This is a genomic window from Microcystis sp. M113S1, from assembly GCF_020246945.1.
GTDB lineage: Bacteria > Cyanobacteriota > Cyanobacteriia > Cyanobacteriales > Microcystaceae > Microcystis.
This window is the reverse complement of the sequence record NZ_JADBSA010000231.1, coordinates 1-12,014: the sequence shown is the minus strand read 5'-3', so window position 1 is coordinate 12,014 and position 12,014 is coordinate 1. Positions and strand designations below refer to the sequence as shown.

General features: G+C 42.7%; 12 protein-coding genes. 5 read left to right on the top strand and 7 right to left on the bottom strand.

Annotated features, from left to right (window positions below):
• Window positions 1-465: 465 nt before the first annotated feature.
• Together metK and IM319_RS11625 are read left to right on the top strand one after the other, a co-directional pair.
• Entirely contained in the window at window positions 466-1,716 is a 1,251-nt protein-coding gene (metK, locus tag IM319_RS11630) for a methionine adenosyltransferase (protein WP_287078331.1), read from the top strand.
• Window positions 1,717-2,262: 546 nt separating this feature from the next.
• Window positions 2,263-4,137 carry an ABC transporter ATP-binding protein gene (locus IM319_RS11625; RefSeq protein WP_287735706.1) on the top strand — a complete coding sequence of 625 codons (1,875 nt, stop codon included), beginning with the start codon at window positions 2,263-2,265 and terminating at the stop codon, window positions 4,135-4,137.
• Here IM319_RS11625 and IM319_RS11620 read toward each other — a convergent pair.
• Complete coding sequence (locus IM319_RS11620; RefSeq protein WP_287735705.1) at window positions 4,130-5,527, bottom strand: amidase; 1,398 nt, start codon at window positions 5,525-5,527, stop codon at window positions 4,130-4,132. The two genes, IM319_RS11625 and IM319_RS11620, sit on opposite strands and share 8 nt — an antisense overlap.
• 121 nt (window positions 5,528-5,648) lie before the next feature.
• On the opposite strand from IM319_RS11620, the gene pyrR reads away from it, so the two are divergent.
• Complete coding sequence (gene pyrR, locus IM319_RS11615; protein WP_287735704.1) at window positions 5,649-6,182, top strand: bifunctional pyr operon transcriptional regulator/uracil phosphoribosyltransferase PyrR; 534 nt, start codon at window positions 5,649-5,651, stop codon at window positions 6,180-6,182.
• Between the two features lie 16 nt (window positions 6,183-6,198).
• On the opposite strand, the gene IM319_RS11610 is transcribed toward pyrR, so the two are convergent.
• The 5 genes from IM319_RS11610 to IM319_RS11590 form a co-directional block, all read right to left on the bottom strand.
• Window positions 6,199-6,471, bottom strand: a complete 273-nt coding sequence (locus IM319_RS11610; protein ID WP_158202516.1) for a GlsB/YeaQ/YmgE family stress response membrane protein — start codon at window positions 6,469-6,471, stop codon at window positions 6,199-6,201.
• A 17-nt stretch (window positions 6,472-6,488) separates the two neighbouring features.
• Complete coding sequence (locus tag IM319_RS11605; RefSeq protein ID WP_052278120.1) at window positions 6,489-6,725, bottom strand: CsbD family protein; 237 nt, start codon at window positions 6,723-6,725, stop codon at window positions 6,489-6,491.
• Between the two features lie 270 nt (window positions 6,726-6,995).
• Window positions 6,996-7,778, bottom strand: coding sequence for an endonuclease/exonuclease/phosphatase family protein (locus tag IM319_RS11600; protein WP_286825798.1), 783 nt, complete (start codon window positions 7,776-7,778; stop codon window positions 6,996-6,998).
• A gap of 158 nt (window positions 7,779-7,936) precedes the next feature.
• A complete protein-coding gene (locus IM319_RS11595) occupies window positions 7,937-9,553 on the bottom strand; it encodes an ABC transporter substrate-binding protein (RefSeq protein WP_287735703.1) in 1,617 nt (538 codons plus the stop codon).
• Window positions 9,554-9,899: 346 nt separating this feature from the next.
• On the bottom strand, window positions 9,900-10,439 hold the full coding sequence (locus IM319_RS11590; RefSeq protein WP_287735702.1) for a pentapeptide repeat-containing protein: 540 nt from the start codon (window positions 10,437-10,439) through the stop codon (window positions 9,900-9,902).
• 69 nt (window positions 10,440-10,508) lie between these two features.
• Between IM319_RS11590 and IM319_RS11585 the strand changes: the two genes are divergently transcribed.
• Complete coding sequence (locus IM319_RS11585; RefSeq protein ID WP_286825803.1) at window positions 10,509-11,126, top strand: DedA family protein; 618 nt, start codon at window positions 10,509-10,511, stop codon at window positions 11,124-11,126.
• 57 nt (window positions 11,127-11,183) lie between these two features.
• On the opposite strand, the gene IM319_RS11580 is transcribed toward IM319_RS11585, so the two are convergent.
• The gene (locus tag IM319_RS11580) at window positions 11,184-11,486 is read right to left on the bottom strand and encodes an RNA recognition motif domain-containing protein (protein ID WP_286825795.1); all 303 of its coding nucleotides are present in this window, start codon (window positions 11,484-11,486) and stop codon (window positions 11,184-11,186) included.
• A gap of 91 nt (window positions 11,487-11,577) precedes the next feature.
• On the opposite strand from IM319_RS11580, the gene IM319_RS11575 reads away from it, so the two are divergent.
• On the top strand, window positions 11,578-12,014 hold a 437-nt coding region (locus IM319_RS11575; RefSeq protein WP_287735701.1), incomplete at its 3' end, for an RNA-guided endonuclease InsQ/TnpB family protein.

Sequence of the window (12,014 nt, the reverse complement as noted above, 5' to 3'; positions counted from 1 at the left end):
TGTCAGTCTGTAGAGCGACCATAAGACCAGAACAGATTTACTCTGTTAAGGCAGGTGCGGAACCCCGCAAGGGAAAGAAGCAGAAACCTAAATCGTGAGGTTTGGGAATCACCGTCCGTTTACGGCGGTGAGGATGTCAAAATCTTTCCGTATAGCTCTGCGACCTCTATTAATCAGGCTACATCATCGAGAAGGGGATCGGGCATTAGTCAACCCCTTCAAGAAATAAAAATTTTTTGGGCTAGTTTGTTTCAAATCGCTCAAGATTCTAAGTTGTCATCTACAATGGAATTAGCGGAGACGAAAGTTTCCGTTCACTCCTCACACCACACTCCGTCCGGACAATGTTCGGGCGGTTTCTTATTGAACATACTCGATCTCTACAAATTCCCTGTTACACTATATGATCAAAGATTTCTTGGAATCTTTTTGCGTTCAAATGTACTACCATATGAGGGACATCACTTGTCTAAACGTTATTTGTTCACCTCCGAATCGGTGACAGAGGGACATCCCGATAAAATTTGTGACCAGATTTCCGATACTATTCTCGATGCTCTGTTATCCCAAGATGACCACAGTCGTGTAGCGGCTGAAGTGGTTGTCAATACAGGGTTAGTCTTGATTACTGGTGAAATCACCTCGAAAGCACAGGTTCATTTCGTCGATTTAGTTCGCAAGAAAATCGCTGAAATCGGCTATATCAACGCAGATAACGGCTTTTCCTCGAATAGTTGCACCGTTTTAGTCGCTTTAGACGAACAATCTCCCGATATTTCCCAGGGGGTCACGGCTGCTCAGGAAAATCGCGAACTTCTCAGCAATGATGAACTCGATAAAATTGGTGCGGGAGACCAGGGTATTGTCTTCGGTTTCGCTTGCAATGAAACCCCCGAATTTATGCCCTTACCGATTAGTTTAGCCCACCGCATCGCTCGCCGTTTAGCGGCAGTCAGAAAAACGGGTGAACTGTCCTATCTGCGTCCCGACGGTAAAACGCAAGTATCGGTCATTTATGAAGATGGTCGTCCCGTGGGTATCGATACTATCCTTGTTTCTACCCAACACGATGCTACTATCGGCGATATCACCGATAATGATCTCGTCCAACAAAAGATTAAAAGTGATCTCTGGGAAGCGGTAGTACAACCGGTCTTCAGCGATTTAGAGATTAAACCCGATGCCAATACCCGTTATCTGGTTAATCCCACCGGAAAATTCGTCATTGGTGGACCCCAAGGCGACGCGGGATTAACGGGACGGAAAATTATCGTCGATACCTACGGTGGCTATTCTCGTCACGGTGGCGGCGCTTTCTCCGGTAAGGATCCTACCAAAGTCGATCGCTCCGCGGCCTATGCTTGTCGTTATGTGGCCAAAAATATCGTCGCTGCTGGTTTGGCCGATAAGTGCGAGATTCAAGTGGGTTATGCGATTGGGGTAGCTCGTCCGGTGAGTCTCTTCGTGGAAACCTTTGGCACTGGCAAAGTCGCTGATGATGTGATTCTGGACTTAATCAATAAATACTTTGAACTCCGTCCGGCCGGTATTATCCAAACCTTTAATCTGCGCGGTTTACCCAGTGAAAGAGGCGAGCGTTTTTACCAAGAGGTGGCCGCTTATGGTCATTTTGGTCGCAATGATCTCGATTTACCCTGGGAACAAACCGATAAAGTCGCTATCCTCAAAGAAGCTTTGACTTCTGCGCTGGTATAGGGTTAAAAATTAACTGAAAATTTTGATTCAGGAATAGAGTTTCAGGCTCTATTCCTTTTTTAGACGGTTTTTAAACAGAAAAAGCTATATTTATCAGTAAATCGAATCTGTCTTTCTGTTTGTGTTCTTTGTGCCTTTGTGTTTATCCTTAACTCTTATGGGATAACCGGACAGCAAAAGGTTTAGTTTTAAATATTGATGATACTTTCAACACTTTAGCCTCCCTATTCTCTGGGTCTTCTTGTAGCTAAAAAAATGGGGAGCATCTCACATTTGCAGAAATACCGACAATCAGGTATTATCAGTGACTCTTAAATTGTTACAAATATATCAACAACTGCCTGTAAGCATCTCACAGAAAAACTAATGCGCTCTGGGGTTTGGGGGATAGAACCCCCCAAAAGCTTGGATTAAGTAATAAAATCGGAAGTAACACCCAATTTTAGCAGAGATTTTCCCTTTAAAAATCTCAATAAGATAACTGCCATATAGTTAAAATTGACAACTTAGGTTAAGATGATGCTAGGTTTCACCAGTTAAAGAGCTATGGATAACAAAGTTCTCGACGTTCGCCATCTCACCGTTGAATTTTCTAATCACAAAAGAACAACAGTCGCCGTTAATAACATTAGTTTTAGCTTGCAGAAAGGTCAAGTTCTCGGTTGTGTGGGGGAGTCGGGTTCGGGAAAATCCGTCACCTCCCTCGCACTCATGGGACTGGTTCCCTCTCCGGGAAAAATTACCGGGGGAGAAATTTGCTTTCGTCCGGCAAAAGGTCAGTCAATGCAAGCAGTAGATTTATTATCTATTCCCCCGGAAGAATTGCGTTATTATCGCGGGGGAGAAATGGCGATGATTTTCCAAGAACCAATGAGTTCTCTTAATCCAGTTTATAACATCGAGTTTCAAATTACCGAAGCAATTTTACTGCATCAAAAAGTCAGCACTGAACAGGCAAAAAATCAAGCAATCTCTCTACTGCAAGAAGTGCGCTTATTACCCAGTGATGAACAGTTAGAGGAGAAGTATATAGAAACTTTTCCCTTAGAAAATAAGGGTCATGTCAGAGAAAAAATTAGAACTTATATTCAGGAACAAAAAGAGGTAATTCTTAAGCGTTATCCTCACGAATTATCGGGGGGACAATTACAAAGGGTAATGATTGCCATGGCGATTTCTTGTAATCCTACTCTATTAATTGCCGATGAACCAACCACCGCTTTAGATGTGACTGTCCAAGCAGAAATATTAAGATTATTACGAGATTTGTGTAAAAGCGATCGAGAAATGTCAATGGTTTTTATCTCCCATGATCTAGGAGTTATTAACGAAATTGCCGATCAAATTGTCGTGATGTATCAAGGAGAAATTGTCGAACAGGGAACTAAAGAAGAAGTATTAAATTATCCCCAACATCCCTACACAAAAGGTTTACTTGCCTGTCGTCCACGCTTAAACTCTCGTCCCGAAAAATTGCCCACCGTCAGCGATTTTTTACAAGTGGAAAAAGACTCTCAAGGTAAGATTATTGAATTACAGGAAATTACTCCACCGGCAGTTAAGTTTATTACTCTCCAAGAGGAAGAAAGCAGAATTGAAGGTTTACAGAATCACGAGAATATTTTATCGGTAGAAAATTTATCGGTTAGATTTCCAGTTAAGGGAGTTTTCGGGCAAGTAAAGACCTTTTTTAATGCCGTAGATCAGATCAGTTTTACCGTTAAACAGGGGGAAACCCTCGGTTTAGTCGGTGAATCGGGCTGCGGGAAATCAACCCTAGCAAGGACAATTCTGCGCTTAATTCCTGCCACTTCTGGAAATATCTATTTCCGAGGAGAAAATCTCGCTAAATTAAACCCCAGCGATCCAAAATTAAGATTACTGCGACGGGAATTACAGATAGTTTTTCAGAATCCCTACAACTCCCTGAATTCCCGTTTATCCATTGGTAAAGCAATTTTAGAACCGCTGGTTATTCATCATACCGGCGGCAATTCCCAAAAGCAACGTGAACGAGTAGAATATTTATTAGAACGAGTTAAACTTGATCCTAATTGGTTTGATCGCTATCCCCATCAACTATCAGGAGGACAACGACAAAGGGTGTGTATTGCTCGCGCTTTAGCCTTAAATCCTCAGTTTATTATCTGTGATGAATCTGTCTCTGCTTTGGATGTTTCCGTGCAAGCGGGAGTCTTAAATTTACTCAAAGAATTACAGCAGGAATTTAATCTCACTTATATCTTTATTTCCCACGATTTAAGTGTTGTCAGATTTATGAGCGATCGCATTATGGTGATGAATAAAGGTAAAATTGAGGAAATGGGTACAGCTAACCAAATTATTAACTCTCCCCAAAGTGATTACACCCGTAAACTTATCGCTTCCATTCCCCAATTTACCGAAAGTCTTGCTAGTTAAAATTAGCCATCAAACCGAAAGGATTAGCTGCCTCTAATTGTGCCGATAAACCTAACAAAGTGATTTCATCGGCAGGTTTACCAACTAACTGAATTCCCACGGGTAAACCCTGACTATCCACTCCTGTGGGTAAAGCAATCGCGGGTAGGCCACTCGCATTAGCAATGGGAGAAGGGGCAATCCAACGAATTATATTATTAATTGCTTCTTCCGGTGGTAAATTTTCCCACTCACCAATTCCGGGGGGTTGATGTAGGAAAATGGGCAAAAGTAAGACATCAAAATTATCAAATATCGCCACAATTTGCCGCGAAATAACGTGCATCTGCCGCACCGCTTGCAGGTATTCCCCAGCGCTGCCAGAATTGTCTAATAACCATTGATTAAGGGGACTTAATAACTCCTTCGGAATTCCCGTCGCCGCCGTACCCGCTTGCCAAATAAGGCTAAAAGGAGCGATTAAAGCCTGTAAATCGGGAGAATACTCCGTTAAATGATGCCCCATGTCCTCTAAAATTTTAGCCGTCTCGATAACAGCATTTTTATAGACGGAAGCCGCTTCGCCGAAGGGGGATATGGAAGTAGAAAAAGCGATTCTTAGGGGTTTTACGCCTCTTTTGGTGGCTTCTAGGAAAGAAAAGGCTGGATCGGGTAGCCAGTAGGGATCGCCCGTCGTATAGCCCGAAATCACGGTAAGCAGCGCTGCCCCATCTGCCACCGTCTTAGAAAGAGTGCCGTTAGTGGCGATACCGCTTTGAAATTCCCCCACTGGGGCATAGGAAACGCGCCCACGACTGGGTTTTATCCCCACCAAACCGCAACAACCCGCCGGAGTACGCACCGAACCGCCACCGTCGGAACCCTGGGCAATCGGGCAGAAACCCGCCGCTACAGCTGCCGCTGCCCCGCCACTAGAACCTCCTGCGGTATAATCGCGGTTGAAGGGGTTACGAGTCGGCAAAAAACCCGGATTTTCGGTGTAGGGAAAGGAACCTAGTTGGGAAGTGGCAGTTTTGCCCAGAAGGATAAAACCCGCCCTTTTCATTCTGGTGACGATTCCTTCATCGTACTGGGCAATATTTCCCCGGAGGGCGGCGACTCCGTAACTAACGGGCATTCCAGCGACGGCATTTAAGTCTTTAATGGCGGTGGGAACTCCAAAAAAAGGCGGTAATTCGGCAGTATCGGCGATTTGACTTAATTGTTCCGTTTGGGCGCTGGCGGTTGCTAGGGCGCTTTCCCCAGCGACATGGACAAAACTACCAATTTGACAGTCAAATTTCTCAATTCTGTCGAGGTATAAATGGGTTAATTCTAGGGGGGAGATTTGTTTAGTGCGAATCAGTTGGGCTAATTCTAGGGCAGATTTTGGCAATAATTCATCACTCATGAGCGATCGAGGTAAAATAGGTAAGTGAAAATAATTATATTCTTTAATGATAGAGATGGTTTTAAAGGAAAATTGAAGTAAAAATTTCCCTATCCCCTATCCCCTCTTGTCTTGGAAAATTATGACTCCACAGTTAATTGAAATTCTCTCGGCTGACGAAATTCGTCGCACCCTTACCCGTTTAGCTTCCGAAGTTATCGAAAAAAGTGGCGATTTAAATAACTTGATTTTGATTGGTATCTACACGCGAGGAGTGCCTTTAGCTAATTTAATTGCTAGTCAAATTGAAAGCTTAGAAGGGGTAAAAGTTCCCGTGGGAGCGATCGATATTACCTTCTATCGCGACGATCTTGATCGCATTAAAACCCGCACTCCTGCTAAAACCAAAATGCCCCTAGATGTCACGGGAAAAACTGTGATTTTAGTCGATGATGTTATCTATAAAGGTCGCACGATCCGCGCCGCTTTCAATGCTATTATTGAGTATGGCAGACCGCAAAAAATCCGCTTATTAGTGTTAGTTGATCGTGGTCATCGGGAATTACCAATTCACCCGGATTTTACAGGCAAAAAACTACCCACCGCAGCCGAGGAACAGGTAAAAGTTTATCTACAAGATATTGACGGCAAAGATGGGGTGGAATTAATCAAATAAACAGGAGTTAAGACTATTAGTCAGGACGGGAAGTCGTGACTAATCCCCAGAGGAAAATAAACACGATCGCACCGATAATAGCGACAAAAATGCCCGGTATGCTTAAGGTAGAACCCGCTAGGGCAAAACTGCCAGTTTGAATCAAATTTAACAGAGTTCCCCCCACAAAAGCCCCGATAATTCCTAGCAAAGTCGTGGCCAAAATACCACCCCCCTGTCGCCCAGGATAAATAGCTTTTGCGATCGCACCAGCAATAAAGCCCAAAATTATCCAAGAAATGACATTAATCATGATTTTAATCCCGTTCAGTTAATTTTGTCTTTAATGTTTTCGATTGCGTCCTGGGCGGCGTTTTTCATGTCCTCCAACAAATTTTCTGCCTTATCTTTGACATCAGCTGCCACGTTCATTGCCGCTGCTTGTACCTGCTTTAATTCTCCTTCTGCTTTCATTTTCTCGTCGCCAGTTAATTCTCCAGCAGCCGATTGTACTTTCCCCTCGACATTTTTGGCAGCAGCCTTCATTTTGTCTTCGATGCTCATAAATTTTTCCTCGGTTAAGAAATTGTTATTGTTATTATTATAACACAAATGCGGTAATTACTGCCCTTTAAAAACGTAAATAAATATTAAGTTTTTGGGAATAATTATTATTGGTTTCGCCATTGAGAGAGATGTATATCTGGCCAGGCCTGCGCTTATTGTTAATTTTTTTGCCGTTTAAAAAAATTAACAAATTTAACCATCGAATCACCAGAGCCTGCTGAAGCTTTCAGCCTCTATATATTTGCTAAATACAAAAATAATCTATTTTTAGGGCAAGGTAAAAGCAGCAATTACGGGATAATGATCAGAAGGAATAAGATTCAACCAACGAGAACGATCGACTTTTGCCCAATCTAACTGCAAACGGCTATCATAATAAATTGTATCGATGGCTAAATAAGGGTTATCAGTGTAATTATTAAAGCTCATTTGTTCGGCTAATTCCAAATCTGCTAAAGCGTCCTTTAATTTAATTTCTGACTGGAGAGGTTGAGTTAAAATCTGACGGGGTAATTGCTGAGAATTAACATTAAAATCACCCGTTAAAAATAGGTAATCTTTTGTTAAATCTAGTTGACAAAAATGCTCTTGTATGCACTTAGCCCCTAAGTCCTTAGCTTTGTCGCTATAGTAATCGAGATGGGTGTTATAAAACTGCAAAGTTTGCCCCTCAAGAGTGCGAAATTTAGCACCTGTTACCATGCGGGGATAAGGATTACCCCAAGCTTCAGTGATACTGCCAATAATATCGGGAGTTTCCGATAGCCAAAATTCGTATATTTCTAAACATTTTAACCGACTTGGTTGATATAAAATCGCACAATGTTCATCTAATCCCGTCCCCCTGCGATCGCTGCCTAAGCTTTGGTATTTTGGCAATAAACGGTGTAGATCCAATAATTGATTAGCGCGAGCTTCCTGAGTACCAATTATATCGGGAGAATAGTGAGCAATTAAAGCCGCTACTGCTTCCCTTCTTACTCGCCAATTACGCTCATCGGGATCGGGTTTATCGTAGCGAATATTAAAGGACATTGCTGTTAGTTTCATAGGAAAATGGAGAATGAGGAAGGGAATCGGGAGTGGGAAGTTTTTTCAGTGAACAGTAAACAGTAATCAGTAATCAGTAAGCTGAAAACTCACATCTGATAACTGAAAACTCACATCTGATAACTGAAACCTCACATCTGATAACTGATAATTAATTATCAGGATTTTTTGGCAATTGTCCAAAAGGGAAAAGTTTGACTGGGATTGATGATAACTCCCGTGATGCCATTGCGAGCAAAAGCGTATTCCTTAGTTTGCCAAAGGGGAATATAGGGAACTTCATCGGCGAGAATTTCTTGAATTTTGCCAAAAATTTGCTTTCTTTTGGCTGGGTTACTTTCCCGACGGGATTGTGCGATTAATTGATTCATTTCTTGACTATAAAAAAATGAGCCTTGACTTTGGGATCCTCCCTCTTCGCAGCCAGTGTCTGGGGAACCTTTAGCACAATCTAAAAAGGGATAAATATAGTTATCTGCATCCAAAAAATCGGGATACCAATTAGATAGGGCAGTGGTATAAAGTCCCCGGCCAATATTACGGAAAAATGCCGCTCCTAGGATACTATTGGGTTCAAATTGAATACTATTATCTAAATCGCGTTTTGATAGGGCTTTCAGCACTGCCGCTACAGTGCTGGAAGTGATCGATCCCGAGGAGTGCCAAACTTCTACAATTGCGGGTTTTTCTGGACTATAACCAGCAGTTTTTAGTAATTGTTTGGCTTGCTCTATATTATGGTTGCCATAGCGCTCTTTAAACACCGGTTGTGACTCGGAAAAAGTAGTAGGAATGAGACTAAAAAGAGGTATGCCTTGACCTTGTAAAATGCGATCATTAAGTAAATCTCGATCGACTAGAGAAGCAATAGCTTGTCGCACTAAAATATTATTGGTGGGTTCACTTTTGAGATTGACGCTCATAAAGTTAATTGCTGCCCCAGAAGATTCGATCGCTTGCCATTTTCCCTGGGCTGCTTCTGTGCGTAATTTTCTCACTTGAGGAGGCAGTAAAGATTGATAGGCAATATCCACCGCTCCCGTTTGAAAACCGTTGAATAAATTGGCAGGATTCGAGAGATAAATTTGCACATTAACTCCCTTATTTTTGGCTGGTTCTCCCCAATAGCGATCAAAGGCTTCTAAACTAAAAGAATCGCTAGTAACTGCTTTTAATTGATAATGTCCTGTGCCGATAAATTCTTCTGGTTTGAATTTACCCTCGCCAATTTGATAAAATTTTGGTGAAACCGCACAGGCTCCGGGATAAGCTAAAAGAGCGGGAAAAGCGGCAAAAGGTCTGGTTAATTTAATAGTAATTTCGTCTTCTTTGCTGGCGGTGATCCTATCAATTGTATCCCGCAGAAGAAAGGAAGGTTCGCCACCATTTTTGATAAATCTTTCTAAGGAAAACTTCATCGCCTCTGCGTTAAAAACCGTGCCATCATGAAAGATAACTCCCCGACGTACTGGGATAGTATAAGTCAAACCATCGGGGCTAATTTGGGGTAATTCCGTGGCAAGGAGAGGCTTTAAATTAGTGGTTCCTTCGGCGTAGGTGTAGAGAGTTTCACCGAGATTATAAATAATAAAAAGTCCTGCTAACTCATAACTATCGGCCGGATCGAGCGAGCGCGGTTTTAGGGTTGTCCCAATTATCAGGCGATCGCTATCTCGTTGTGGTAAATTTGAATTAGTGGACTGACAGCCCACGGTCAGAAGAAGACAGAGGCAAAATAAACTTAAATAGTGGTAAAGTTGGCGTAAAGGTTTCATCGAGGGCGATTAACGGCAGCTAGGTATCAATCAATCCTATCATTTTTGTGCATAGTCTTTTCTTCTAGGTTCCCTTAAGGAAGTAGATTGATTGCTTAATTGGTTGGGTAAAATTCTTCAATAACTGCACTGATTACCCGGACAATTAAATTAAATTTTCCGGTCGAGAATGGCAAAAACTTGATAAATTTGGTCAAGAAGAATATCCAGGGCAGCAAAGGTGTTAAATGGTTCAGAATAGCTGGAGCTATGGAGGCCGATAAACAGGGGAATGAGTAAGATTTTTCAATCTAGATCAGGTTCCAGCAACTAATTAGAAACTCATCTTCTTTTATCTATAAGCCATTTAGGTTAATCCTGTCCCTTCTAAACAAGCTCGATCGAAAATTGCCCCCGTGGTTACTGCCGAGGTTAAACTAGCACAAAGAAGATTGGCATCAGTAAAATTTGTTCCCCGTAAAACCGCCCCGAAAAAAATTGCTTCCTCTAAATCAGTTGCCGACAGATCTGCCCCAGAAAGATTAGCGCTAGTAAAATCCGCTTGGGTTAAAATCGCCCCGACAAAATTGACTCCCCGGCCATCGACACCGCGAAAATCCGCCCCGGACAAATCTAGATGATTAAAAACCGCCCCGGCTAAAAAAGCGCCGGCCAAACTTGCCCCAGTCATGATCGCATCGAGGAGAATTGCCCCGCGTAAATCGGCATTACGAAAATCTGCTCCCCTTAAATTTGCCCCAGTTAGGTCAGCACCGCGCAAATTTGCCCGTAAATTCGCTCCTGCTAGGTCTGCACCCGCTAAATCAGCCCCTGCCAAATTCATGCCCGCTAAATCTTTTATCTCACCCTGACGAATTGCTAATAAATCAATACTGGGAAAAGTCATGGTCAGCCACGGTTAAATACTGTAAAAATATCTTAGAATATTCGTAAACCTTTGTTAAGAAAGCGCTCCATGTCCCTAGAGCTATTATCCCTAGAAAATATTGAAGAAATCGCCCACCAATACGGATACTGGGCAGTATTTATCGGCATCACCCTGGAAAATACGGGGATTCCCATCCCGGGAGAAACCATCACCATTGTGGGCGGCTTCCTTGCCGGTAGCGGTGATTTGAACTATTGGTTAGTTTTAGTCAGCGCAATTACAGGAGCAGTTTTAGGCGATAATTTTGGCTATTGGCTCGGTCGCGCTGGGGGTTGGCCGTTTTTGTTAAAAGTTGGCAAATTCTTTCGGATTCCACCTCAAAAACTAGAATTAGCCAAGGAACAATTTAGTAAAAATGCACCCCGGGCGGTCTTTTTCGGTCGCTTCGTGGCCCTGTTAAGAATCTTTGCAGGTCCCATGGCGGGAATTGCCCGAATGCCCTACGGTCGCTTTTTCCTCTGTAATCTCGGTGGAGCAACGGTGTGGGCGACGATTATGGTGACATTATCCTTCTTTTTAGGCCGTTTGTTCCCCTTGCACCAATTAGTTAGTTCTATGGCTCGTTTTGGTATCTTGGCTTTAATTATCGTCCTGGCCTGGACAATTATCCACCCCATCCTTGAGTCACGGAAAACGACAGTTTAAGCCCAGAAGAAAGCGGTTATCAGAAATAACCGCTTCGGGAATTTGACAAGAATCTCTTTAACGTTCGCGGCGCCCGAAGTTTTTGCGCTCACCGCCGCCACCACCACCAAAATTATCTTCTCTGGGACGAGCTTTATTGACTTTCATCTGTCGTCCCATCCATTCGGCCCCGTCAAGAGTTTCGATCGCTTTTGCTTCTTCCTCATCGGAGGACATTTCCACAAAAGCAAAACCGCGCATTTTACCCGTTGCTTGATCTACGGGCAAGTAAACGCGACTAACCGTGCCGTATTCAGCGAATACACCGTGCAAGTCCTCTTTCGTGACTTCATAAACCAGATTACCAACGTAAATTGTCATCGAAAATTTTGGGTCTGAAACCCCGTCGTTCTACGACGGCTTTACCGTTAAATATTAGCACATTTACGGAATATATGCTAAAATTCTCCCCATGGAAAAAGCCTATTGGTTCCGATTTTACCCCACACCCGAACAAGAGTCGCTATTGCGGCGCACTTTGGGCTGTGTAAGATTAGTTTACAATAAAGCTCTCCACGAACGAACACAAGCTTGGTACGAAAAGCAAGAAAGAGTAGGATATGCTGAAACTTCTTCAATGCTAACCGAGTGGAAAAAGCAAGAAGAATTAGACTTTCTCAATCAAGTAAGCTGTGTACCTTTACAACAAGGGTTAAGACATTTACAAACAGCTTTCACTAATTTCTTGGCTGGTCGTACTAAGTATCCTAACTTTAAGAAAAAACATCAAGGAGGAAGTGCCGAATTTACCAAATCTGCTTTTAAATTTAAAGACAGACAAATCTATTTAGCTAAATGCACAGAACCTTTACCTATTCGATGGTCAAGACAAATCCCAGAAGCTTGTGA

What these genes read in the sequence shown, in the direction of transcription:
- IM319_RS11585 (WP_286825803.1), top strand. Translation starts at nt 10,509, where the DNA reads ATGTCCCTAGAGCTATTATCCCTAGAAAATATTGAAGAAATCGCCCAC.
- IM319_RS11625 (WP_287735706.1), top strand. Translation starts at nt 2,263, where the DNA reads ATGGATAACAAAGTTCTCGACGTTCGCCATCTCACCGTTGAATTTTCT.
- IM319_RS11605 (WP_052278120.1), bottom strand. Translation starts at nt 6,725, where the DNA reads ATGAGCATCGAAGACAAAATGAAGGCTGCTGCCAAAAATGTCGAGGGG.
- IM319_RS11600 (WP_286825798.1), bottom strand. Translation starts at nt 7,778, where the DNA reads ATGAAACTAACAGCAATGTCCTTTAATATTCGCTACGATAAACCCGAT.
- IM319_RS11595 (WP_287735703.1), bottom strand. Translation starts at nt 9,553, where the DNA reads ATGAAACCTTTACGCCAACTTTACCACTATTTAAGTTTATTTTGCCTC.
- IM319_RS11580 (WP_286825795.1), bottom strand. Translation starts at nt 11,486, where the DNA reads ATGACAATTTACGTTGGTAATCTGGTTTATGAAGTCACGAAAGAGGAC.
- IM319_RS11590 (WP_287735702.1), bottom strand. Translation starts at nt 10,439, where the DNA reads ATGACTTTTCCCAGTATTGATTTATTAGCAATTCGTCAGGGTGAGATA.
- IM319_RS11620 (WP_287735705.1), bottom strand. Translation starts at nt 5,527, where the DNA reads ATGAGTGATGAATTATTGCCAAAATCTGCCCTAGAATTAGCCCAACTG.
- pyrR (WP_287735704.1), top strand. Translation starts at nt 5,649, where the DNA reads ATGACTCCACAGTTAATTGAAATTCTCTCGGCTGACGAAATTCGTCGC.